This is a genomic window from Streptomyces sp. NPDC020422 (genome assembly GCF_044386705.1).
Classification (GTDB): Bacteria; Actinomycetota; Actinomycetes; order Streptomycetales; family Streptomycetaceae; genus Streptomyces.
In genome coordinates this window covers 201751-225543 of sequence record NZ_JBIRVJ010000004.1, presented here as the reverse complement: position 1 = coordinate 225543, position 23793 = coordinate 201751, and the positions used below count along the sequence as shown (strand labels likewise).

The 23793-nt window shown below is 72.1% G+C and carries 20 protein-coding genes and 1 riboswitch; of the genes, 9 read left to right on the top strand and 11 right to left on the bottom strand.

The window, feature by feature from the left end:
- Positions 1-120 precede the first annotated feature (120 nt).
- The gene (locus ACH414_RS11815; protein WP_382539558.1) at positions 121-555 is read left to right on the top strand and encodes an SsgA family sporulation/cell division regulator; all 435 of its coding nucleotides are present in this window, start codon (positions 121-123) and stop codon (positions 553-555) included.
- 46 nt (positions 556-601) lie between these two features.
- Here the strand turns inward: ACH414_RS11815 and ACH414_RS11810 are convergent, their stop codons facing one another.
- Positions 602-2014 (bottom strand): YibE/F family protein, encoded by a 1413-nt coding sequence (locus ACH414_RS11810; protein ID WP_398941668.1) that lies wholly within the window; start codon positions 2012-2014, stop codon positions 602-604.
- 72 nt (positions 2015-2086) lie between these two features.
- Positions 2087-2234, top strand: a riboswitch (TPP riboswitch).
- Here ACH414_RS11810 and thiC point away from each other — a divergent pair.
- Complete coding sequence (thiC, locus tag ACH414_RS11805; protein WP_382538956.1) at positions 2229-4013, top strand: phosphomethylpyrimidine synthase ThiC; 1785 nt, start codon at positions 2229-2231, stop codon at positions 4011-4013. Its footprint overlaps the riboswitch before it by 6 nt.
- 67 nt (positions 4014-4080) lie before the next feature.
- Here thiC and ACH414_RS11800 read toward each other — a convergent pair whose 3' ends face one another.
- The 3 genes from ACH414_RS11800 to ACH414_RS11790 form a co-directional block, all read right to left on the bottom strand.
- Positions 4081-4887 carry a hypothetical protein gene (locus tag ACH414_RS11800; protein WP_382538953.1) on the bottom strand — a complete coding sequence of 269 codons (807 nt, stop codon included), beginning with the start codon at positions 4885-4887 and terminating at the stop codon, positions 4081-4083.
- A 160-nt stretch (positions 4888-5047) separates the two neighbouring features.
- Positions 5048-6190 carry a metallophosphoesterase gene (locus ACH414_RS11795; protein ID WP_382538950.1) on the bottom strand — a complete coding sequence of 381 codons (1143 nt, stop codon included), beginning with the start codon at positions 6188-6190 and terminating at the stop codon, positions 5048-5050.
- 288 nt (positions 6191-6478) lie between these two features.
- A complete protein-coding gene (locus tag ACH414_RS11790) occupies positions 6479-7585 on the bottom strand; it encodes a LacI family DNA-binding transcriptional regulator (protein WP_128975982.1) in 1107 nt (368 codons plus the stop codon).
- Between the two features lie 358 nt (positions 7586-7943).
- Between ACH414_RS11790 and hisC the strand changes: the two genes are divergently transcribed.
- On the top strand, positions 7944-9041 hold the full coding sequence (gene hisC / locus ACH414_RS11785; protein WP_382538947.1) for a histidinol-phosphate transaminase: 1098 nt from the start codon (positions 7944-7946) through the stop codon (positions 9039-9041).
- A 21-nt stretch (positions 9042-9062) separates the two neighbouring features.
- Here hisC and ACH414_RS11780 read toward each other — a convergent pair whose 3' ends face one another.
- On the bottom strand, positions 9063-9440 hold the full coding sequence (locus tag ACH414_RS11780) for a cyclophilin-like fold protein (protein WP_382538944.1): 378 nt from the start codon (positions 9438-9440) through the stop codon (positions 9063-9065).
- A gap of 206 nt (positions 9441-9646) precedes the next feature.
- On the opposite strand from ACH414_RS11780, the gene ACH414_RS11775 reads away from it, so the two are divergent.
- From ACH414_RS11775 to ACH414_RS11760, 4 genes are read left to right on the top strand one after another with little or no spacing between them, the layout of a single operon-like run.
- A complete protein-coding gene (locus ACH414_RS11775) occupies positions 9647-11152 on the top strand; it encodes a cytochrome ubiquinol oxidase subunit I (RefSeq protein ID WP_382538942.1) in 1506 nt (501 codons plus the stop codon).
- An 18-nt stretch (positions 11153-11170) separates the two neighbouring features.
- Positions 11171-12172, top strand: coding sequence for a cytochrome d ubiquinol oxidase subunit II (gene cydB / locus ACH414_RS11770; protein WP_382538939.1), 1002 nt, complete (start codon positions 11171-11173; stop codon positions 12170-12172).
- 39 nt (positions 12173-12211) lie between these two features.
- Entirely contained in the window at positions 12212-15787 is a 3576-nt protein-coding gene (gene cydD / locus ACH414_RS11765) for a thiol reductant ABC exporter subunit CydD (RefSeq protein ID WP_398941665.1), read from the top strand.
- A gap of 19 nt (positions 15788-15806) precedes the next feature.
- Positions 15807-17519, top strand: coding sequence for a GAF domain-containing sensor histidine kinase (locus ACH414_RS11760; protein ID WP_386563109.1), 1713 nt, complete (start codon positions 15807-15809; stop codon positions 17517-17519).
- A gap of 111 nt (positions 17520-17630) precedes the next feature.
- Here the strand turns inward: ACH414_RS11760 and ACH414_RS11755 are convergent, their stop codons facing one another.
- The 4 genes from ACH414_RS11755 to ACH414_RS11740 form a co-directional block, all read right to left on the bottom strand.
- Entirely contained in the window at positions 17631-18494 is an 864-nt protein-coding gene (locus ACH414_RS11755; protein ID WP_382538930.1) for a Cof-type HAD-IIB family hydrolase, read from the bottom strand.
- A 114-nt stretch (positions 18495-18608) separates the two neighbouring features.
- On the bottom strand, positions 18609-19304 hold the full coding sequence (locus tag ACH414_RS11750) for a hypothetical protein (RefSeq protein ID WP_382538927.1): 696 nt from the start codon (positions 19302-19304) through the stop codon (positions 18609-18611).
- Positions 19305-19399: 95 nt separating this feature from the next.
- A complete protein-coding gene (locus ACH414_RS11745) occupies positions 19400-20203 on the bottom strand; it encodes a hypothetical protein (RefSeq protein WP_398941662.1) in 804 nt (267 codons plus the stop codon).
- Positions 20203-20748 (bottom strand): RNA polymerase sigma factor, encoded by a 546-nt coding sequence (locus tag ACH414_RS11740; protein ID WP_382538921.1) that lies wholly within the window; start codon positions 20746-20748, stop codon positions 20203-20205. The genes ACH414_RS11745 and ACH414_RS11740 overlap by 1 nt, the downstream gene beginning before the upstream one ends.
- 88 nt (positions 20749-20836) lie before the next feature.
- Here ACH414_RS11740 and ACH414_RS11735 point away from each other — a divergent pair, with 88 nt between their 5' ends.
- Both ACH414_RS11735 and ACH414_RS11730 read left to right on the top strand, forming a co-directional pair.
- Positions 20837-21748 carry a serine/threonine-protein kinase gene (locus tag ACH414_RS11735; protein ID WP_382538918.1) on the top strand — a complete coding sequence of 304 codons (912 nt, stop codon included), beginning with the start codon at positions 20837-20839 and terminating at the stop codon, positions 21746-21748.
- A 72-nt stretch (positions 21749-21820) separates the two neighbouring features.
- The gene (locus tag ACH414_RS11730; RefSeq protein WP_382538915.1) at positions 21821-22708 is read left to right on the top strand and encodes an LLM class flavin-dependent oxidoreductase; all 888 of its coding nucleotides are present in this window, start codon (positions 21821-21823) and stop codon (positions 22706-22708) included.
- Positions 22709-22724: 16 nt separating this feature from the next.
- Here ACH414_RS11730 and ACH414_RS11725 read toward each other — a convergent pair whose 3' ends face one another.
- Both ACH414_RS11725 and ACH414_RS11720 read right to left on the bottom strand, forming a co-directional pair.
- Entirely contained in the window at positions 22725-23183 is a 459-nt protein-coding gene (locus ACH414_RS11725) for a hypothetical protein (protein ID WP_386563099.1), read from the bottom strand.
- Between the two features lie 15 nt (positions 23184-23198).
- Positions 23199-23744: an RNA 2'-phosphotransferase gene (locus tag ACH414_RS11720; RefSeq protein WP_382538910.1), complete on the bottom strand. Its 546-nt coding sequence runs from the start codon at positions 23742-23744 to the stop codon at positions 23199-23201.
- Positions 23745-23793: the final 49 nt, after the last annotated feature.

Sequence of the window (23793 nt, the reverse complement as noted above, 5' to 3'; positions counted from 1 at the left end):
ATCTGCTAGCGCGTACAGCACGATTGCGTCAAGAGGGCCATGGGGGCTCATTCCTGGCCGTTTCGACCACAGCTTTCAGCAGCGTGTTTGCACAGCTGCTCATCTACTGCGGGGTACATGATGCGAGAGACGGTTCAGGCCGAGGTCCTGATGAGCTTCCTCGTCTCCGAGGAGCTCTCCTTCAGGATCCCGGTGGAACTGCGATACGAGGCCCGCGACCCCTATGCGGTGCGGATGACCTTCCACCTGCCCGGCGACGCGCCCGTGACCTGGGCGTTCGGCCGGGAACTGCTGCTCGACGGAATCAACCGGCCCAGCGGGGACGGCGACGTGCACATCGCGCCGACCGACCCGGACGGGCTCTCCGACGTGATCATCCGGCTTCAGGTCGGCGGCGACCGCGCGCTGTTCCGGGCGAGCGCGCCACCGTTGGTGGCCTTCCTCGACCGCACGGACAAGATCGTTCCGCTCGGTCAGGAACGGACCCTGGGCGACTTCGAGGACCACCTCGAGGCCGAACTCGGCCGGATCCTCGCGGAGGAGAACGCCGGCTGAGGGTACGGGTGCCGAGCTCGGCTCCCGTACCCCGCGGACCCGTCGGTCACTTGGCCCGTCGGCGGCGTCCGCCCCTGCCCGGGCGGCGACCAGCGGCCTCCGCCGGTCCCGGCCGGTCGGCGGAGACCACCAGGGCCGCGAGGCCGGTGGTGACCGGCACCGAGGCGACCAGGCCGATCGACCCGACGAGCATGCGCACGATCTCCTCCGCGACCAGCTCGCTGTTGGCCACCGTCCCCACGCTGCTCTGGGCGATCGAGAAGAGCAGCAGCAGCGGCAGGGCCGCACCGGCGTAGGCGAGGACAAGGGTGTTCACGACCGACGCGATGTGGTCGCGGCCGATCCGGATCGCGGCCCGGTAGAGCGCCCGCGGACCCATCCGCGGGTCGGCCTGGTGCAGTTCCCAGACCGCCGAGGTCTGAGTGACCGTCACGTCGTCGAGCACACCGAGCGAGCCGATGATGACGCCGGCCAGCAGCAGACCGGACATGTCGATGTTCGGGTAGAGGCCGTGGATCAGGCCGGTGTTGTCGTCCGTGTTGCCGGTCAGCGAGGCCCAGCCGATGAAGAGCGAGCCGAGCAGGCCGATCAGCAGCAGCGAGACCAGCGTGCCCAGCACCGCGACCGAGGTGCGGGCCGAGAGCCCATGGCACATGTAGAGCGCGATGAGCATGATCGCGCTCGATCCGACGATGGCGACCAGCAGGGGATTGGAGCCCTGGATGATCGCCGGGAGGATGAAGAAGGTCAGCACCAGGAAGCTGATGGCCAGCGCGATGAGCGCCATCACCCCGCGCATCCTGCCGACGGCCACGACCACCAGCGCGAAGATGCCGGCGAGCAGGGCGAGCGGCAGCTTACGGTTCACGTCGGTGACCGAGTACTGGAGGTCGCGCGGTGCGTCCGGCGCGTAGGCGACCACGACGCCCTGCCCCTCGTGGAGCTGACGCGGAGCGTCCGGCTGCACGATCTCGGTGAAGGTGCGGCCCTTGTCGGGGCCGGTGGTGACCTCGATCGTCGCCTTCTCGCACTGACCCTGCTGCGCGTTGACCGCCTCGCGCCCCTCCGGTGTCGAGGTGTCGCCGGTCGGCGGGACCTGGGCGGCGTTCACCTCCTTGCAGTCGACGCGCTCGACGGCGACGACCCGGCCCTGCTCGGTCTGCCGGTCGAAGCCGACCCCGGTGCGCTGGTGGCCCGGCGTGCCACCGGGCCACAGCACCAGGAGCCCGACCACCACGGCGGCGGCGAAGGGGATCAGGACCGCGGCGATGACCTTGCGCAGATGACGCGAGACGGGCGCGGCCGGTCCATGGCCATGGGCGTGCGCATGGCCGTGGCCGCCGCCACCGCCGTGACCGGAGCCGTGACCGGAGTCGTCACCGGTGCCGTGGCCGTCGCCGCCATGGCCCTCGTGGCCGCCGTGGCCGTGCTGTTCGGGGGTCTGCTGCGTGGGAGTCACCGACCGATCATCGCAAGAACGCCGGGGGACCCACTGTTCAGCACGCCAGCGATGGCGCTAGCGTGGTGACACCTTTGCACACGCGGGAGCTCGGAGCACCGGGCTGAGAGGGCGCTGATCACCGTACGCGCGTACTGGACGTACGTACGGGAGGAGGCTGCGCCGACCGCCGAACCTGTTACCGGGTAATGCCGGCGTAGGGAGATTCGGTCTCATGACCATTCAGGATGCACGCACGCCTGCCTCCGACCAGAACGGCCCGCAGGAGCGCACGCCGGGCTGGCACAAGGGATACGTCGAGGGCTCCCGCCCCGACCTCCGGGTGCCCGTCCGCCAGGTGCACCTCACCAACGGCAAGGACGTGACGCTGTACGACACGTCCGGGCCGTACACCGACCCCACCGTCGAGACCGACGTCCGCCGCGGCCTGCCGCCGCTGCGCGAGAACTGGATCATCGCGCGCGGGGACACCGAGGAGTACGCGGGCCGCCCGGTCCGCCCCGAGGACGACGGCATCAAGCACACCTCGCCGCGCGGCGGTGGCCTCAAGAACCTCGACGCGGTCTTCCCCGGCCGCCCGCGGCTGCCCCGCAGGGGGCGTTCCGGCCAGGCGGTGACGCAGCTCGCGTACGCGCGCCGGGGCGAGATCACCCCGGAGATGGAGTACGTCGCGATCCGCGAGAACGTCTCCCCCGAGGTGGTCCGGGAGGAGATCGCGGCGGGTCGCGCGGTGCTGCCGGCCAACGTCAACCACCCGGAGATCGAGCCGATGATCATCGGCAAGCGGTTCCTGGTGAAGGTCAACGCCAACATCGGCAACTCCGCGGTCACCTCCTCCATCGAGGAGGAGGTGGAGAAGATGACCTGGGCGACCAAGTGGGGCGCCGACACGGTCATGGACCTCTCCACCGGCCGCAACATCCACACCACCCGCGAGTGGGTGCTGCGCAACTCCCCCGTCCCGATCGGCACCGTGCCGCTCTACCAGGCCCTGGAGAAGGTCGACGGCAAGGCCGAGGAGCTGACCTGGGAGATCTACAAGGACACGGTCATCGAGCAGGCCGAGCAGGGCGTCGACTACATGACCGTCCATGCCGGCGTGCTGCTGCCGTACGTGCCGCTGACCGCCCGCCGCAAGACCGGCATCGTCTCGCGCGGCGGCTCGATCATGGCCGCCTGGTGCCTCGCGCACCACAAGGAGAACTTCCTCTACACGAACTTCGAGGAGCTCTGCGAGATCCTCGCGGCGTACGACGTGACCTACTCGCTCGGTGACGGCCTGCGGCCCGGCTCGATCGCGGACGCCAACGACGCGGCGCAGTTCGCGGAGCTGAAGACGCTCGGCGAGCTGAACACGATCGCCAAGCGGCACAACGTCCAGACGATGATCGAGGGCCCGGGGCACGTCCCGATGCACAAGATCAAGGAGAACATCGACCTCCAGCAGGAGATCTGCGAGGAGGCGCCGTTCTACACGCTCGGCCCGCTGACCACCGACGTGGCCCCGGCGTACGACCACATCACCTCGGGCATCGGCGCGGCGATGATCGCCTGGTGGGGCACGGCGATGCTCTGCTACGTGACGCCGAAGGAGCACCTGGGCCTGCCCAACAAGGACGACGTGAAGACCGGCGTGATCACCTACAAGATCGCGGCCCACGCGGCGGACCTCGCGAAGGGACACCCGGGCGCGCAGGAGTGGGACGACGCCCTGTCGGACGCGCGCTTCGAGTTCCGCTGGGAGGACCAGTTCAACCTGGCGATGGACCCGGACACCGCGCGGGAGTTCCACGACGAGACGCTGCCCGCGGAGCCCGCGAAGACGGCGCACTTCTGCTCGATGTGCGGGCCGAAGTTCTGCTCGATGAAGATCTCCCAGGACATCCGGCGCGAGCACGGCGGAGACCTGAAGGCCGAGGAGATCGAGGCGGGCATGGCGGAGAAGTCGGCCGAGTTCGCGGCGGCCGGCAACCGCGTCTACCTGCCGCTGGCGGAGTAGCCGCCCACCTGCAGGGACCGGCCCGCGACCCATGGGGGGAGCCGCGGGCCGGTTCCCTTCTCCCCGTCTACTCCGGGCGGTGGTCCGGGGATCCGAAGTCCGGGCCGGTGAAGTCGGGACTGGAGTACGTCGGGCGCGGGGACGGGACGCCCTCGGACGGGCTGGTGAAGTCCGGGCCGCTGTAGCCGACCTTGGGGATCCGCCCGGCCGGCGGCTGGGGCCGCGGGACGCGCGGGGGCGGCGGGGCGGCGAGGGCGTCGCGGAGGAACGGAAGGATGCCGCGGTCCAGGAGGGCGCGACACCAGGCCTGGCGCGCGCGGGACAGCTCGTCGTCGGGGGCCTCGGCCGGGACCTCCGTGGCGCTGTTGCGCAGGGCGGTCACCAGCAGTCCCGCGGCCGCGCAGAGCAGCCCGGCCGCGGCGACGGCGCCGAACACGAGGCCGGCGGTCAGCAGGGTGTCGGCGAAGGCGGGCGCCGGGTCGAGCATCTTCAGGATGGCGCCGACCAGGAGCAGGATCACGGCCGAGGTGCCCGCGAGGATCGGCGCCAGGACGGTGACGATCGCTATGACTCCCGCGCCGCCCGCGCCGCCCAGGTCGGCCGCCGCCTCGCCCGTACCGCTGCCGGCGGCGCCGGCGCTCGCCGCGCGGAGCTGCTCGCGGACCTTCACGAAGTGGTCGTACTCGACCGCGGCGGCCGTGGTGATGAGCGCTGTCGCGTTCAGCGCCATCGAGCGCAGCTGTTCGGTCGTGAGCCGCTCGCCGAGCGCGGCGAGTTCCGGCCGGTCGTGCGCGGTGCGCAGTGCCTCGTCGAGGACGCGCTCGAACTCGGCGCGGTCCTCGGTCAGCAGGTGCGGAGCCACGTTCATGTGCATCCCCCGATGCTCCGTAGGGCCGCAACGGCCGTGGTGAGGCGGCCGATTGGGCGGAAACGGAGGAGAGCCTGCTACGGATGAGCCGATGGTATTGCGCTTACGGCACGCGGTGACAGGGTGTTTCGGGAAATCGACTTCCCCGGATGCGTACGGTTATGCGTCAGGCGGGCAGCGGGAGTTGCACGACCAGCAGTTTTCCGGCCATGGTCACTCCGCCGTCCATCGCGATCGCCAGTCCGTCCGCGTAGACGTGCGGACCCTCGACGGCCGGGCGCTCGCCCTCCTCCGCGTCCTCCGTGCCGACCTGGCCGAGGAGGTACGGGATGGGGCTGTGACCGTGCACGATCCGGCGGCCGCCGTAGGTGCCGAGCAGCTCCTGGACGGCCTGGGGGCCGGCGGCCTCGTCGCGGAAGGCGAAGCGCTTGGTGAACTTGCGGAAGAGGTCCCAGACCTCGTCCGCGTCGTTCCGGTTGAGGATCTCGTGGACGGTGTCGTTGACGTCCTCGATCGTGCCGCCGTACTCCAGATACGCGGTGGTGTCCGAGTGCAGCAGGAGGTGTCCGTCCTCCTCCACCACGGCGTCGAGCCGGGACATCCACTGCAGGTGGACGTCCTGGAGGCGGTCCATGTCGTGCTTCTGTCCGCCGTTGAGCAGCCAGGCGGCCTGGAAGGTGGCGGTGCCGGCGCCCGAGCTGACGGGGGTGTCGCCGAAGCGCTTGGCGCCGATGAGCAGCAGCTCGTGGTTGCCCATGAGGGCCTTGCAGTAGCCGCCGGCGGCGGCGGCCTCGGCGGACAGGCGCATCACGAGGTCGATGACGCCGATGCCGTCGGGACCGCGGTCGGTGAAGTCGCCGAGGAACCACAGGCGGGCGTTGCCCGCGGCCCAGCCGCCGTTCTCGTCGATGAGGCCCTGGGCGCGCAGGGCCTCGAGGAGCTCGTCGAGATAGCCGTGGACGTCGCCCACGACGAAGAGCGGGCCGGGGCCGTCGCCGGTGGCGGCGACGGGCTGCGGGACCGGGGTGACGTGCACCTGGAGCGTGTCGCCGCGGTTGATGACCGGGAGGTCGCGCTCGGTGGGGGTGTAGCCCTCGGGCGGCTCGGTCTCGGGGTAGGCGTTGCCGGGATGGCCGGTGGCCACGGCGACGATCGAGGAGCCCGCGTCGGCGCCCAGCTGGAGGGTGGCGTCGGCGGGCATCGGCTCGGGCGCGTCGCCCTGGACGGGCACCCGGGCGTACGGGGGTACACGGAAGTCACGCAACGTCGCCGTGCGCACCACGGGTTCCTGACCGGCCCCCTGTGTCATCGACCCCTCCACCACCGTCGCGATGCCCTGCACATCGCGGACCGTTCTGGTCGGGGCGGTCCGCGGTGTCGTCCGCCCATCATAGGAATGAGGGTCCTCCTGTGTGACGCACCAGGGGTGGTGAATCGGGGTCCACTCCGGGTTCACCGGTTGTTTCGCCCGAATTGGGAAGGTCCAGGCCAGGGAAGAGGCCGGGCCGCCCCGAGGTTTTCCCTCGAAGCGGCCCTCAAGGGCCGGGTGAACCGCTCGCCTCCCCTCCGGCCGGCGGTTCCCCGGGATCCCCCGGAATCAGTCCTTCGAGGGAGACCTGGGCGGGCTGACCGTCGTCCGCGGCGACCTTCGCTGGGAGGAGGTCCTGACGATCAGTTCCGTCGGTATCACCCGCTCGACCGGTCCGTCCGTCTCGATCCCCTCGATGGCGTCGATGAGGAGCTGGACGACGGCGGTGCCGATGCGGCGCGGCTTGAGCGAGAGCGTGGTGATGGGCGGTTCGGTGTTGGCGTAGACGGTCGACTCGCTGCAGCAGACCAGCAGCAGGTCGTCCGGCACCCGCAGCCCGTAGCGGCGGGCGGCCGCCAGGAGGTCGGTGCCGTTGGGGTCGAAGAGTCCGTACACGGCGTCGGGCCGGTCCGGGCGGGCGAGCAGCCGGTCGGCCGCGACGGCGCCCGCGCACGGATCGTGCGCCGGATAGGCCTCGTAGACGGGGTCCTGGCCGACCCGCTCGCACCAGTTGAGGTAGGCGGTGGTGGACAGGCGGGTGTAGGTGTCGGTGGTGGTGCCGGTGAGCAGGCCGATCCTGCGGGCGCCGGCGGCGGCGAGGTGGTCGAGCAGATCGAGGACGGCCGCCTCGTGGTCGTTGTCGACCCAGGCGGTGACCGGCAGGGTGCCGGCCGGGCGTCCGTCGGAGACGACGGGCAGCCCTTGGCGGACGAGTTCGGTGACGACGGGGTCGTGGTCGGAGGGGTCGATGACGACGGTCCCGTCCAGGGCGACGTTCGACCAGACGTCGTGGCGGGAGGTGGCGGGCAGGATGACCAGGGCATAGCCGCGCGCGAGCGCGGCCGAGGTGGCGGCTCTGGCCATCTCCGCGAAGTACGCGAATTCGGTGAAGGTGAAAGGTTCATCCCCGTACGTGGTCACGGTCAGGCCGATGAGTCCCGACTTGCCGGTACGGAGCGTGCGGGCCGCTGCGGACGGGCGATAGCCCAGCCGGTCTGCGACCTCGCGGACGTGACGGCGGGTGGCGTCCGGGAGCCGGCCCTTGCCGTTGAGCGCGTCGGAGACAGTCGTGATGGAGACCCCGGCGGCGGCGGCCACGTCCCGGATGCCCGCTCGGCCCTGCCGGCTTCCCCGGGTCTGTGCCCGGCTCACCTGGTGCTTCCCTGCTGCTGTCATGGCGAGCCGATAGTAGGGCGAGGGTGGTGGGTTGGGCCGGTCGCATATGCACGCGTTGACAGACACGTTTCTGCATGATCAAAAGAGCTCAACACCCTGGGAAACTAAGGGTGTTTGGCTTGAGGGCATGAGACCTATCGGTCCCGGTACCCATGAGCCTGTCGAGAGGGTCAGGTCTCGAAGAGGTCTCAACTCACCTCTACGGGGGATGCGCGCCACGGCGCTCGCCACCGGCGCGCGCCACCCCGAGGCGCGCTCCCCCCGTTTCCGCACCGTTGTCCACAGGCCATTCGCAGGCGGGCCGAATCCTCATAAGGTGAGGAGTATTGGCGGTACGGACGGTCGAGGAGGCCACACTGTGAGCGAGACCAGCGGGACGAGCACCGGCAGCCCGAAGCTGCGCGCCGAGCTGGACGGCATCCCCACCTACAAGCCGGGCAAGCCGGCCGCCACCGGCGGACCGGTCGCCTTCAAGCTCTCGTCCAACGAGAACCCCTACCCGCCGCTGCCGGGGGTCATGGAGAGCGCGGTGGCCGCGGCCGCCGCATTCAACCGCTACCCGGACATGGCGTGCACGGCGCTGACGGCCGAGCTCGCCGACCGCTTCGGCGTCCCGGTCTCCCACATCGCCACCGGCACCGGCTCGGTCGGCGTCGCCCAGTCGCTGATCCAGTCCACCGCGGGCCCGGGCGACGAGGTCATCTACGCCTGGCGCTCCTTCGAGGCGTACCCGATCATCACGCAGATCAGCGGCGCGACCTCGGTGCAGGTGCCGCTGACCGAGGGCGATGTGCACGACCTCGACGCGATGGCCGAGGCGATCACCGACCGGACCCGGCTGATCTTCGTCTGCAACCCCAACAACCCCACGGGCACCGCGGTGCGCCGGGCGGAGCTGGAGCGCTTCCTGGACCGGGTGCCCTCCGACATCCTCGTGGTGATCGACGAGGCGTACCGGGAGTTCGTCCGCGACACCGAGATCCCGGACGGCGTGGAGCTCTACCGCGACCGGCCGAACGTGGCGGTGCTGCGCACCTTCTCGAAGGCGTACGGCCTGGCCGGGCTGCGGGTCGGTTTCGCGATCGCCCACGAGCCGGTGGCCGCGGCGCTGCGCAAGACGGCGGTGCCGTTCGGCGTCAGCCAGCTCGCCCAGGACGCGGCGGTGGCCTCGCTGCGCGCGGAGGACGAGCTGCTGGGGCGGGTCGGCTCGCTGGTGGCCGAGCGCGAGCGGGTCCATGCGGGGCTCGTGGCCCAGGGCTGGACCGTGCCGGACACCCAGGCGAACTTCGTCTGGCTGCGGCTCGGTGAGCGGACGATGGACTTCGCGGCGGAGTGCGAGCGGCACGGCGTGGTGGTGCGTCCGTTCGCGGGTGAGGGCGTCCGCGTCACGATCGGTGAGTGCGAGGCGAACGACCTGTTCCTGAAGACGGCGGAGTACTTCCGCGGCCGGATCTAGGGCACAGGAGCCCGTCCGGTCCTAGCCGGCGAGTTCCACCCGGATCGGGTCGCCGTCCCGCACGGTGGCCAGGATCCGGGGGTCCCCGTCCAGCGCGCCCAGGATGTTGCACGGGCTGGCGAGCCGCGGCTCGTCGCCCTGCGAGATCGGGGTCGGGCCGTAGGGGAGGGCGAGTGCGTCGCCCTCCGTCCAGAAGGCCACCGTGCCCGGCGCGACCACCTGGCGCGCGCCGGACTCGACGGCCACGGAGACCGGAGTGTCGAAGTAGACCTCCTCGCCCCAGGTACGGGCGGTGGAGACGATCGGGAGAGCCCCCGCGAGCGCCTTGCTCGTGGGGGTTTCCTCGATGGTGGCGGTGGTGTGCCCGGCGGGCCAGGAGATGCGTATCCGAAGGGTCATGGCCGGGATTCAACAATATGTTGAAGGTCTTGGGAAGGGGTGACCTTCGGTAGGGGGACCCCCCGACTGACGGTACGGATTTCGTATGAGCCATAATGCTTGTGAATGTGAACGCGTTCACAAGCGTGTCCCTATTCCTCCCGAGATTGGTGGGATTAAAGGGGCAAACTGCCGTTGTGACCACGGCGATGTAAGGAGAAGACGACGTGGACCTCGCTTTGGCGCCGGAGACGCTGGCGCGCTGGCAGTTCGGCATCACCACCGTCTACCACTTTCTCTTCGTCCCGCTGACGATCTCCCTCGCCGCCCTGACGGCCGGTCTCCAGACCGCCTGGGTGCGCACCGAGAAGGAGAAGTACCTCAAGGCGACGAAGTTCTGGGGCAAGCTCTTCCTGATCAACATCGCGATGGGCGTCGTCACCGGCATCGTGCAGGAGTTCCAGTTCGGCATGAACTGGTCGGACTACTCCCGCTTCGTCGGTGACATCTTCGGCGCGCCCCTGGCCTTCGAGGCGCTGATCGCGTTCTTCTTCGAGTCCACCTTCATCGGCCTGTGGATCTTCGGCTGGGACAAGCTCCCGAAGAAGATCCACCTGGCCTGCATCTGGATGGTGTCGATCGGCACGGTCCTGTCCGCGTACTTCATCCTCGCGGCCAACTCCTGGATGCAGCACCCGGTCGGCTACAAGATCAACGCCGAGCGTGGCCGGGCCGAGCTCACCGACTTCTGGCTGGTCCTCACCCAGAACACCGCGCTCACCCAGTTCTTCCACACCATCACGGCGGCGTTCCTGGTCGGCGGCGCCTTCATGGTGGGCATCTCCGCCTTCCACCTGGCGCGCAAGCGGCACATCTCCGTGATGCGGACCTCGCTGCGGCTCGGCCTGGTCACCCTGATCATCGCCGGCCTCGGCACCGCGATCAGCGGTGACCTGCTCGGCAAGGTCATGTTCAAGCAGCAGCCGATGAAGATGGCCGCGGCCGAGGCGCTCTGGGACGGCCAGGCACCCGCACCCTTCTCCGTGTTCGCCTACGGCGACGTCGAGAAGGGCCACAACACGGTGGCCATAGAGATCCCCGGCCTGCTGTCCTTCCTCGCGAACGACGACTTCAGCTCGTACGTCCCGGGCATCAACGACGTCAACAAGGCGGAGCAGGAGAAGTTCGGCCCCGGCGACTACCGGCCGAACATCCCCGTCGCCTACTGGGGCTTCCGCTGGATGATCGGCTTCGGCATGGCCTCGCTGGCCGTCGGGGTCGTGGGTCTCTGGCTGACCCGCAAGAAGTTCATGCTGGCGCCGGGGCTGCGCACCGGGGACGACGAGGTGCCGCATCTGGTGCTGTTCCGGCGGAAGGCGCTCAGCCCCCGGCTGGGCAAGTGGTACTGGCTCGTCGCCCTGTGGACGATGGCCTTCCCGCTGATCGCCAACTCCTGGGGCTGGATCTTCACCGAGATGGGGCGGCAGCCGTGGGTCGTGTACGGCGTGCTGCGCACCCGTGACGCCGTCTCCCCCGGGGTCTCCCAGGGCGAGGTGCTCACCTCGATGATCGTGTTCACCCTGCTCTACGCCGTCCTCGCCGTGATCGAGGTGAAGCTGCTCGTCAAGTACGTCAAGGCAGGCCCGCCCGAGCTCACCGAGGACGACCTCAACCCGCCCACCAAGATCGGCGGGGACCGCGACCCCGACCGGCCCATGGCCTTCTCGTACTGAGGCTCAGGAGATCGAGGCATGGAACTCCACGACGTCTGGTTCGTACTCATCGCCGTCCTCTGGATCGGCTACTTCTTCCTCGAAGGCTTCGACTTCGGGGTCGGTGTCCTGACCAAGCTGCTCGCCCGTGACCGGACCGAGAAGCGGGTCCTCATCAACACCATCGGGCCCGTCTGGGACGGCAACGAGGTCTGGCTGCTGACCGCGGGCGGTGCGACCTTCGCCGCCTTCCCCGAGTGGTACGCGACGCTCTTCTCCGGCTTCTACCTGCCACTGCTGATCATCCTGGTCTGTCTGATCATCCGCGGTGTCGCGTTCGAGTACCGGGCGAAGCGGCCCGAGGAGAACTGGCAGCGCAACTGGGAGCAGGCCATCTTCTGGACCTCCCTCATCCCCGCGTTCCTGTGGGGCGTGGCCTTCGGCAACATCGTGCGCGGGGTGAAGATCGACCGCGAGATGGAGTACGTGGGCAACTTCTGGGACCTGCTCAACCCGTACGCCCTGCTCGGCGGCCTGGTCACGCTCACCCTGTTCACCTTCCACGGGGCGGTCTTCGCCTCGCTCAAGACGCTCGGTGACATCCGCACCCGGGCCCGGGCGCTCGCGCTCAGGCTGGGTCTGGTCACCGCGGTGCTCGCGCTGGTCTTCCTCATCTGGACCCAGGTGGACAAGGGAGACGGCTGGAGCCTGCTCGCCATGGTGATCGCCGCGGTCTCCCTGGTCGGTGCGATCGGGGCGATCAGGATCGGACGCGAGGGCTGGTCGTTCGCGCTCTCGGGCGTGGCGATCGCCGCCGCGGTGGCCATGCTCTTCCTGGCGCTGTTCCCGAACGTCATGCCGTCCTCGCTCGACCCCGCGTGGAGCCTCACCGTGACGAACGCGTCGTCGAGCCCGTACACGCTCAAGATCATGACGTGGTGCGCGGCGATCGCCACCCCGCTGGTGCTGCTCTACCAGAGCTGGACCTACTGGGTGTTCCGCAAGCGGATCGGCACGCAGAACATCGCCCAGGCCCACTAGCCGGACCCGCACCGGCCTTCTCAGGGGAGCATGTTTCACGTGAAACCGATCGACCCGCGCCTGCTCCACCACGCCCGCGCCACCCGGTTCTTCCTCATGGCGGTGGTCGGACTCGGCCTCGTCGGTGCGGTGCTGGTCATCACCCAGGCGATGCTCATCGCCGAGGTCGTGGTGGGGGCCTTCCAGAAGGGTCTGTCGGTCTCCGGGCTCACCACGCCCCTGCTGCTGCTCGCGGGAGTGGCGGCGGGGCGGGGGCTGGTCGCCTGGCTGACCGAGCTCGCCGCCCACCGGGCGAGCGCGGCGGTCAAGTCCGAGCTGCGCGGCCGGCTGCTGCGGCACGCGGCCGGCCTCGGGCCCGGCTGGCTCAGCGGGCAGAAGGCCGGTTCGCTGGCCGCGCTCGCGACCCGGGGCGTGGACGCGCTCGACGACTACTTCGCCCGCTATCTGCCGCAGCTGGGCCTCGCGGTGGTGGTCCCGGTGGCGGTCCTCGCCAGGATCGTCACCGAGGACTGGGTCTCGGCCGCGATCATCGTGGTGACGCTGCCGCTCATCCCGGTCTTCATGATCCTCATCGGCTGGTACACCCAGGCCCGGATGGACCGTCAGTGGAAGCTGCTCTCCCGGCTCTCGGGACACTTCCTGGACGTGGTGGCCGGCCTTCCCACGCTCAAGGTCTTCGGCCGGGCCAAGGCCCAGGCCGAGAACATCCGGTCGATCACCGCCCAGTACCGGCGGGCGACCATGCGGACACTGCGAATCGCGTTCCTCTCCTCGTTCGCCCTCGAACTGCTCGCGACCCTCTCGGTCGCCCTGGTCGCGGTCACCATCGGCATGCGGCTCGTCCACGGCGAGCTCGACCTGTACACCGGCCTGGTCATCCTGATCCTGGCGCCGGAGGCCTATCTGCCGCTGCGGCAGGTGGGCGCGCAGTACCACGCGGCCGCCGAGGGGCTGGCCGCCGCCGAGGAGATCTTCGAGGTCCTGCAGAACCCGCCGCCGCGCGGCGGCACGGGGCCGGTGCCCGACTCCCCGCGGCTGGAGCTCGACCGGGTGACGGTACGGCACGCGGGGCGCGCCGAGCCCTCGCTGGACGCGGCCACCCTGACCGTGGAGCCCGGCGAGACGGTGGCTCTGGTGGGGCCGAGCGGGGCCGGGAAGTCGACCCTCCTCGACGTGGTGCTCGGTTTCGTCGCTCCCGAGGAGGGCGGTTCGGTCCGGGTCGGCGGCAGCGATCTGGCCTCCCTGGACCTGGAGGAGTGGCGGTCCAGGATCGCCTGGGTGCCGCAGCGCCCGTATCTGTTCGCCGGGACGATCGCCGAGAACGTGCGCCTGGCCCGGCCGGACGCCTCCGACGAGGCGGTGCGCCGGGCCCTGCGGGACGCCGGCGCCGAGGACTTCGTCGCCGAACTGCCGGAAGGAACGGCCACCGTCCTGGGCGAGGACGGCGCCGGTCTTTCGGCCGGACAGCGCCAGCGTCTCGCCCTCGCCCGGGCGTTCCTGGCCGACCGCCCGCTGCTGCTCCTGGACGAGCCGACGGCCGCGCTGGACGGCGAGACCGAGGCGGCCGTCGTGGACGCCGTCCGGCGCCTCGCGGCCGGCCGCACGGTCCTGCTGGTCGTCCACCGGCCGGCGCTGCTCGCCGTCGCCGACCGGGTGGTGCGGATCGCCGGTGCCCCGGTCGCCGACGCGGTCCCCGCCGCCGGCTCCCCCGTCGCCGCGGGCCGGCTCACCGACGGGCTCGGCGAGCCGCTCCCGGCGGGCGGGGGCGACGCGGCCGGGGCCACCGCCGCGGTGGCCCCGGACACCGCCACGGCCGCCGGCTCCCCCGCGCGCCCGGTCCTCGGCCGGGTGCGGGCCATGGCCGGGGAGCTCCGGGGGCGGATGGCACTCGCCCTGCTGCTCGGCAGCCTGGCGCTGGGCTCCGCCGTCGGGCTCATGGCGGTCTCCGGCTGGCTCATCTCCCGGGCCTCCGAACAGCCGCCCGTGCTCTATCTGATGGTCGCCGTCACCGCGACCCGCGCCTTCGGCATCGGGCGGGCCGTCTTCCGCTACGCCGAGCGGCTCGTCTCGCACGACGCCGTGCTGCGCATGCTGGCCGACCTGCGGGTGGCGGTCTACCGGCGCCTGGAGCGGATCGCCCCGGCCGGGCTGCGCCGCACCCGCCGCGGCGATCTGCTGGCCCGGCTCGTCCAGGACGTCGACGCCCTGCAGGACTACTGGCTGCGCTGGCTGCTGCCGGCGGGCGCCGCCCTCCTCGTGGGCGCCGGCTCCGTCGGGTTCACCACCTGGCTGCTGCCCGAGGCCGGGGCGGTGCTCGCGGCGGGCCTGCTGCTCGCCGGAGTGGCCGTGCCGCTGCTGGGCGGTCTGCTCGCCCGGCGGGCCGAGCGGCAGCTCGCCCCCGCGCGCGGCGCGCTCGGCACCGCCGTGGTCGACCTGCTGCGAGGCTGCGCGGAACTCACCGTCGCCGGCGCCCTGAAGGGCCGCGTCGAGCGGGCCGACGAGGCCGACCGGGAGCTCACCGGCATCGCCTCGCGGCAGTCCGCGGCGACCGCGCTCAGCGCCGGGCTCTCCGCCCTGGTCTGCGGCCTCAGCGTCGCCGGGGCCGCGCTCGTGGGCGTCCAGGCGGTGCGGGACGGGCGCCTGGACGGCGTCGTGCTCGCGGTCCTCGTGCTCACCCCGCTCGCCGCCTTCGAGGCCGTCACCGGGCTGCCGCTGGCCGTCCAGTACCGCCAGCGGGTGCGCCGCAGCGCCGAGCGGGTCTTCGACGTGCTCGACGCGCCCGTGCCCGTACACGAGCCGGAGTCCCCCGCGACGCCGCCGGCGGGACCGTTCCCGCTGGAGCTCGCGGGGCTCGGCGCCCGGCACGCCGGGCAGGACCGGCCGGCGCTCGACGGCTTCGGGCTGACCCTGGAGGCGGGCCGGCGGGTCGCCGTGGTCGGCGGCTCCGGCTCCGGCAAGACCACGCTCGCCCAGGTGCTGCTGCGCTTCCTGGACGCGGAGTCGGGCACGTACCGGCTCGGCGGCACCGAGGCGGCCGCCCTCGACGGCGACGAGGTCCGGCGCTTCGTCGGCCTGTGCGCCCAGGACGCCCACCTCTTCGACAGCACCATCCGCGAGAACCTGCGGCTGGCCAGGACCGGCGCGTCCGACGAGGAGCTGCGCGGGGCGCTCGGCCGGGCCCGGCTCCTGGAGTGGGTGGAGGGGCTGCCGGACGGGCTCGACACGCTGGTGGGCGAGCACGGTTCGCGGCTCTCCGGCGGCCAGCGCCAGCGTCTCGCGCTGGCCCGGGCGCTGCTCGCCGACTTCCCCGTCCTCGTCCTCGACGAGCCGGCCGAGCACCTGGACCTGGCCACCGCCGACGCGCTCACCGACGACCTGTTGCGGGCGACCGAGGGCCGCACGACGGTCCTGATCACCCACCGGCTGCACGGCCTCGAAGCCGTCGACGAGGTCCTGGTCCTGGACCGGGGCCGGACCGTGCAGCGCGGGGCGTACGCGGAGCTCGCGGCGGCCGAGGGGCCGCTGCGGCGGATGCTGGAGCAGGAGCGGGAGAGCGATCTGCTGCTGATCCCGGCCCCCGCACCCGGCCCAGCCCCGACTTTTCTCTCCAAATAGGACTTACTAGGCTCAGCCCATGACCGCCGCCGTGCCCGACGCCCCGGACCCGCTCGAAGCCGCGACCCAGGCCACGCGCAGCCTGCACGGCCTCTCCACGGAGCTCACCGCCCGGGTGCCCCAACTGCTGGAAGCCATGCGCTCGGTCGGCACCGGCCTGGAACTGCACTCCACGCTCGACCGGATCTGCGAGACCGCGGCCGAGCTGGCCGACGCCCGCTACGCCGCCATCGGGGTGGTCGACGAGGAGGGCGAAGGCCTCTCCGACTTCGTCACCTTCGGTGTCGGCGACGAGGTCGCCCGCCGGATCGGGCACCGTCCCGACGGGCACGCCGGGCTGCTGGGCGCGCTCATCCGGGACCCGCAGACGATCCGGCTCGCCGATCTGTCGGCCGACCCGCGGGCGGCCGGCTTCCCGCCGGGGCATCCTCCGATGCGGACCTTCCTCGGCGTTCCGATCCGGGTCCAGGGCGAGATCTTCGGCAATCTCTACCTCGCCGAGAAGAACGGCGGCGGCGAGTTCAACGACTACGACGTCCACATGGTCCGGGTGCTGGCCACCGAGGCCGGGATCGCGATCGGCAACGCGCGCCTGTACGAGGCCGCCCGGCAGCGCGAGCGCTGGATCGACGGCTCGGTCGCCGTCACCACCGCGCTGCTTTCCGGCGGCGACGCGGACGACGCCCTCACCGTCGTCGCCGAGCAGGCCCGACGGCTCGCCGACGCGGCCGCCGGCATCGTGCTGCTGCCCGCGGAGGAGGGCGGTCTGGAGATCGTCGCCGTCTCCTCGCCGCACCAGACGAAGTCGCTGGGGGTGGTGATCCCGCCGGAGAGCCCGGTGGTGGAGCGGCTGATGGAGGGCGAGGCGGTCTTCGTCGCGGACGCCTCCACGGACGTACGGATGGTCCACCGGCTCTCCGCCCAGTACGGGCCCGCCATGCTGCTGCCGCTGCAGAGCGGCGGCCGGGTCCTGGGCGCGCTCGCCACCCCGCGGGGCCGCGGTGCCCGGCAGTTCACGGAGGCCGAGCGGACCCTGGCCACCCAGTTCGCCTCCCAGGCGGCGCTCGCCCTGATGATGGCCGAGGCGCAGCGGGACCGGGAGCGGCTCGCCGTCTACGAGGACCGCGACCGGATCGCGCGCGATCTGCACGACCTCGTCATCCAGCGGCTGTTCGCCACCGGGATGATGCTGGAGAGCGCCCAGCGCAAGTCGGTCGTGCCGGCCGTGCAGGAGGGCGTCGGCAAGGCGGTGGAGGAGCTGGACGTGACGATCCAGGAGATCCGCACCGCGATCTTCGCGCTCCAGCAGGGTCCGGCCGAGGCCCCGTCGGGGCTGCGCACCCGGGTGCTGCGGGAGATCAACATGGCGGCCGTGCCACTGGGCTTCAAGCCCGCCCACCGCTTCCTCGGCGCGATCGACGCGACGGTGGGCGAGCTCACCGGCAAGAACCTCATCGCCGCTCTGCGCGAGGCGCTCTCGAACGCCTTCCGGCACGCGGAGGCCACCCGGATCGAGGTGGTCGTGGACGCCACCGTCACGCTGCCGGACGGCAGCCCGGGCGTGCGGCTCTCGGTCGCCGACGACGGCGTCGGCATCCCCGAGGGCGGCCGGCGCAGCGGCCTGCGCAACCTGGCCCGCCGGGCCGAGTCGCTGGGCGGGGCGAGCTGGTGCGGACCGGGGATCGGGGAGGACGAGGGCGGCACGACGGTGGTGTGGGAGGCGCCGCTGTGAATCCGGGAGCCCCAAGGTCCCGGGCCGTTTCCGCGGTCCGCGAGGCGCGGCCGCCCTGGGCGGCCGTGGCCGCGGTCGGCGACGCGGTCCTGGGCCCGGGGCCGGGTCCGTCTAGCGGCGGTCCTGGGTGGCCTCGGCGATGAGCTGTTCGATGATCACGGCCACGCCGTCCTCGTTGTTGCCGGTGGTCCGGCCGGAGGCGGCGGTGATCACGTCCGGGTGGGCGTTGCCCATCGCGTAGGAACGCCCGGCCCAGCTGAGCATCTCGATGTCGTTGGGCATGTCGCCGAAGGCCGCGACCTCCTGCGGTGTGATGCCGCGCTCGGCGCAGCAGAGCGCGAGGGTGGAGGCCTTAGAGACGCCGAGGCCGCTGATCTCGATGAGGGCGGTCGGGCTGGAGCGGGTGAACGAGGCGAGGTCGCCGGCGGCCTCGCGGGCGGTGGCGAGGAAGACGTCGGGGTCGAGCTCGGGGTGCTGGGCGAGCAGCTTGAGCACGGGCGCGGCGGCCCCGCGCGACTCCTCGAAGAGGAGCTTCTCGGCGGTGGCGACCGTGGCGCCGGGGTCGAGGAAGAACGGCGGGTAGTCGGGCTCGTAGTGGATCCCGGTGGTGAGCTCGACGGCGAACGAGGTGCCGGGTGCGGCGACCCGCAGGGCCCGTACGACCTCCAGCGCGACGGGCCGCTCCAGCGGCCTGACCTCCAGGAACGTGCCGCCCGCGTGCAGGTCCACGACGGCGGCGCCGTTGGCGCAGATGGCGAGGCCGTGGCCGTGCACATGGTCGCTGACGACGTCCATCCAGCGGGCGGGCCGCCCGGTGACGAAGAAGACCTCGATGCCCGCCCGCTCGGCGGCGGCGAGGGCCGCGACCGTACGTTCCGACACGGACTTGTCATCCCGCAGCAGGGTGCCGTCGAGGTCGGTGGCGATCAGCCGGACGGCGGGGGCTTCGGGGCGCGCGAGGTGGGGTGAGGTCACCGGCCCATTGTTCCGCACAACATGCACGGGCGTGCGAGGGGCCGCACATCTGAGTGCGGCCGGATGCGACGAGCCCCGCTCCGCTCGGCGGCGCGGGCGGAGCGGGGCCGCCGGTCAGGAGGAGAGGCGGTTCAGCGCCGCGCCGGCGATGCCCGCGAAGGAGCTCGGGGCGTAGGCGGGCCGGCCGCTGAGCTCGACGACGGCGACCTTGGTGCCGCTGCGCAGCACCGCGACCCCGCCGCTGACGGTGCCGTCGCCGTTGTGGGCCGGGTACCAGCGGGCGGTGCCGGCGGGGGTGGTCAGGGTGTGGGCCGCGCCGTAGTACCAGTGGCCGGCAGGCTCGTCCTGGCAGTCCTGGACGAGCGAGACGAGCTGCTTCTCCCAGGTGGCCGCCGCCGTCTTGGTGGGCGCGCTCGCGGCCGACTCGGTCAGCAGGCCGTCGGTGGCGAAGGTCCAGGTGACGGACGCGTAGGCGGCGGCCTTGCCCTTGGTCAGGTCGCGCATCGTCTCCTCGCCGGAGCACGCGGACAGCGCCTGGCGTCCGGTCAGCGTCACGGTCGCGCCGACCGGCTTCAGGCCCCGCCGGGCGTAGTCCTCGCTCTGGAGGAGGTCGGCGGAGCCGAGCCCGGGCGCGGCGACCGCGACGGCGGCCGGGCGGGCTCCGGCCGCGGTGCGGTGGGCGGCCGCGTCGGCGCTGGCCGACTGGGTGCCGACGACGGTGGCCGCGACCACTGCGGCGGCGAAGCAGGCCGCGGCGGCGAACCGGTTGCGGCGGACGGACTTCTGCTGGACGGTCTGGTTCTCGGTCATCTGGTCCCCCTGCTGGTCGGGACGCCTGCTGCGTCCTCGTACAACCGGGGGAGATGCCGCCGGGGAGCGGAAAGTTGGAGCGCCGACCGCCTGTTTCACAGCTGTGACAGAGCGGTCCTGACGACGCGGTCCATCGCGGCCGTCCCCAGGCAGGCGTTGACCTCCAGCACGCCGTAGTGGGTGCCGCTGCGCAGCACGGCGATGCCGCCGCAGGGCTCCTTGCCTTCGGGCGCCGTGCCGGTGGTGTTGAGGGATCCCTGGTAGGCGCCCATCCAGCTCGCGGTGACGTCCGGGCCGAGCCGCAGGGTCCGGGTCGGTCCGTAGACCCAGTGCCCCGGCGTCTCCTCCTGGCAGGGCACCTGCTCCAGTAGCAGGCGCTGGGCGAAGTTCTGCGCCAGGGAAGCGCTCCGGGCCTCGGCGGCGACCTCGCGGGCGACCTGGTCGGCGCCGTCCAAGGAGAGCGTGGGGTCGCTCGGGTTGGTGCGGGGGCTGGTCATCAGCCCGCGGAAGTGGGCACCGGGCCCGCCCAGGGTCTCCTCGAGGGTCTTCTCCCCGGTGCAGGCCGCGTTGGCGTAGTGCCCGTCGCCGAAGCGGTCGGTGACGTAGATCCTGCCGAGGGCGTCCGGGCCGAACGCCGAGGGTGCCAGGAGGTTCGCCTTCGTCAGCGGCCCGGTCGCACCGGTCGCCGCACCGGAACCGGAACCGGAACCGGGGCCGGAAGCCGAGCCCGGGGCCGAGCCGGAGGCCATGGGCGCGGGCGTCGGGGTGGACGCGCCGGGGGGCGAGGGCAGGACGAACCGGCCGGTCAGGAGACCGAGCGCGGCGGCTGCCAGCAGGGCGGCGACGGCGGACCGGGGCCGGACGGCGACGCGTCCGCCGCCCCTCGCGGGACCGCCCATCACGGACCGGTGACCAGGCGCTCGCGCATGAAGCGGCGGGCCCGGTGGATACGGTCCTTGACCGTGCCCAACGGGGTGTCCAGCTGCTCGGCCACCTGGTCGTAGGTCAGGTCGCCCAGGTCGCGCAGCACGAAGGACTCGACCAGGGCGGGGTGCTGCTGCTCCAGCGCGGCCAACGCCTCCATCAGGTCGAGCCGGCTTCCGGCGATGACGCTGGTGGTGCGCGGGTCGAGGGACTCGGGCAGCTCGGCGTGGCTGTCCTCGGCGCGTCGGCGCATCGAGCGGTAGGTGGACCGGGCGGCGTTCGAGGCGATCACCGTCACCCAGCCCAGGAAGGAGCCGTGGCCGCCGTACTCGCGCAGGTGCGTGCTGACGGCCAGGAGGGCGTCCTGAGCGGCCTCCTCCGCGTCGGCGTGGTGGGGGAGGAAGCGCGAGCAGCGGCGCAGCACCATGGGCCGCAGCTTGGCCAGCAGGTACTCCATCGCCCCGGGATCCCCCGCCTGGGCAGCCGCCACGAGCCGTTCCAGCTCGCCGTCCTCGAACACCCGGATCCCCCCGTTTCGTCCTGTCCGGCACCCCGCCCGCCGAACGCGAGTTCCCCGCATGCCGTCGACTCCGGCAGAATGCTGCCACATGCGCAAGCTCGGCCGTTACCTCCTCCTGGAGCGGCTCGGAGCCGGCTCCTTCGCGACGGTCTGGAAGGCCTACGACCCGGAGCTCGACACCGAGGTCGCGGTGAAGGTGCTGGCCGACAACTGGGCCGCCAACGCCGATGTGCGCGAGCGGTTCCTGGCGGAGGCGAGGCTGCTGCGCCGGATCGCCAGCCCGCGGGTGGTCCGCGTGCACGACGTCGGGGTGCAGGAGGACCGGCCCTACTTCGTCATGGACTACGTGCGCGGCGGCACCCTGGAGGACCTGGTCGGCCGGTGCGAGCCGCAGGAGGCGTTGCGGCTGGCCGCGGAGGCGGGCTACGCGGTCCAGGTCCTGCACGAGGCGGGTGTGGTGCACCGCGACGTCAAGCCGTCCAACCTGCTGCTCGCCGACGGCCCCGCGCCGGCCGCGGTGCTGGTGGCGGATCTGGGCAGCGCGAAGCAGCTGGCCGACGCGTCCGGCCTGACGGTGACCACGGGCACGCCCGCGTACATGGCACCGGAACAGGCCTTCCAGACCGGCGGTTTCGACGGCAGGGCCGATGTGTACGCGCTGGCGGTCGTGGCCTACGAGCTGCTGACCGGGAAGAAGCCGTTCGGCCCGGGCGGGCGTGCCACCGCGCTGATGACCGAGCAGCCGACCGCCTCGACGCTGCCGGCGCTCCCGGCCGAGGCGCAGCTCCCCCCGAACGTCGCCCTGCTGCTGCGGGCGGCGATGTCCGTCGAGCCCGCGGACCGTCCGCCGACCGCCCGGGCCTTCGCGGACGCGCTGCTGGCTCCGGCGCCGCAGTCCCCGCCCGCGGCGGGCCCCGGGCTGCTGACCCCGCGCGCGGTCGGTCTGGCGTCGGGCGCGGTGTTCACGGCGACGGCCCTGCTGAGCTGGCTGCTGCGCTGAACCCGACGGTGGGGCGGGCCGTGCCCGTCGGCGCCCTGACTCTGCGCCGACGGTTCCCGTAGGGTCGGTGGTATGCGTCTGAGTACGGTGATCCTTCCCATCCACCGGTGGTCCGAGGGACAGAAGATCTGGCGGCGGGCCGAGGACCTCGGCTTCCACACCGCGTACACCTACGACCACCTGTCCTGGCGGAGCTTCCGGGACGGCCCCTGGTACGGGGCCCTCCCGACGCTGACCGCCGCCGCCGGGGCCACCGAGCGGCTGCGCCTGGGCACGCTCGTCACCTCGCCGAACTTCCGGCACCCGGTCACGCTCGCCAAGGAGCTGATCGCGCTCGACGACATCTCGGACGGGCGGATCACCCTCGGCATCGGCGCGGGCGGCAACGGCTTCGACGCGACGGCCCTGGGCCAGGAGGCGTGGACGCCGAAGGAGCGGGCGGACCGGTTCGCCGAGTTCGTGCCGCTGCTGGACCGGCTGCTCACCGAGGACGTGGTCTCGGAGCGCGGCACGTTCTACTCGGCGGACGAGGTCCGCAACATCCCCGGCTGTGTGCAGCGGCCCCGGCTGCCGTTCGCGGTGGCGGCGACGGGCCCGCGCGGGCTGCGGCTGGCCGCGCGGCACGGGCAGGCGTGGGTGACGACGGGGGACCCGAAGCTGTTCGAGGACGGCACCCCGGAGCAGTCCCTGGAGGCGCTGCGCGGCCAGATCGCCAAGCTGGGCAAGGCCTGCGCGGAGATCGGCCGGGACGTCGAGCCGATGGAGAAGGTCCTGCTCACGGGATTCACCCCGGACCGTCCGCTGGACTCCTTCGACGCCTTCGTGGACTTCGCGGGCAAGCACTTCGAGCTGGGCTTCACGGAGCTGGTCGTCCACATGCCGATCGCGGACTCGGTCTTCGCGGCCGACGAGTCCGTCTTCGAGAAGATCGCCACGGACGCGCTGGACCAGCTGCGCTGAGGGGGCGCCGGCCGGGTCAGCGGACCTGGCGGGACATCCAAGGCGTCAGCGAGACCCCGGTGACGAGCTCCTTGTAGGTCTCGTCGCCGGGGAGCGGGACGATCAGCCACCAGCCGGGCGGGAAGAAGCGGCCCTTCACATAGGCGAGGCCGCCGTGGGCGGAGCGCAGGAAGGCGGGGACCGCGTCCCGGGGGACGTCGGCGAACGCGATGCCCTCGACGGTGATCTCCGCGTCGTCCTCGGGGTAGAGCCGGACGCTGATCGAGGGGGAGCCGCCGAGCTCGACGTAGGCCTCGTGGGGGAGCGAGCCGTCCGGGTCGAGGACGGTGAAGGCGCCCGCGGAGGTGCGGCGGGAGGTCCGGTCCGCGCCGATGTCGTCGGTGACGGTCATCTCCAGGTGGAATTCCCGGGCGATCTCGCGGATCGCGGCGACGGCCGACTCGGTGGTGGGCAGGTGCGGGTGCTGGTGTCCCATGGGGACGATCATGCCTCAGCCGGGGAAGCGGATGTACCGCGGCGGCACGGCGTCGGTCAGCCACACGCCGTTGGCGCTGACGTGGAAGAGATGGCCGGCCCGGTGCATCGCCCCGGCGTCGACGCTCAGCACCACCGGCCGGCCGCGGCGGGCGCCGACCCGGGTGGCGGTCTCCCGGTCGGGCGAGAGGTGCACATGGTGCCGGGCCATGGGGCGCAGGCCCTCCGCCCGGATGGCGGGCAGCACGGCGGCGACCGTACCGTGGTAGAGGTACGCGGGCGGTTCGGCGGCCGGCAGGTCCAGGTCCACCTCGACGGTGTGGCCCTGGCTGGCGCGGATGCGCGTCCCCTCGATCGCGAAGCGCTTCTTGTCGTTGACGGCGACGACGTGGTCGAGCTCGGCGCGGGTGATCGGGAAGCCGTGGGCGGCGGCGGCGCGCAGCAGGGCGTCGATCTCGGTCCAGCCGTGCGGGTCGAGGACGAGACCGATGCGTTCGGGCTGGTGGCGGAGGTGCTTCGAGAGGTATTTCGACACCTTCACGGTGCGTTTCTCGTCGTTCATGAATTCATTGAAGCCACAGGTTTGATCCACAGCCAAGTGGGTTTATCCA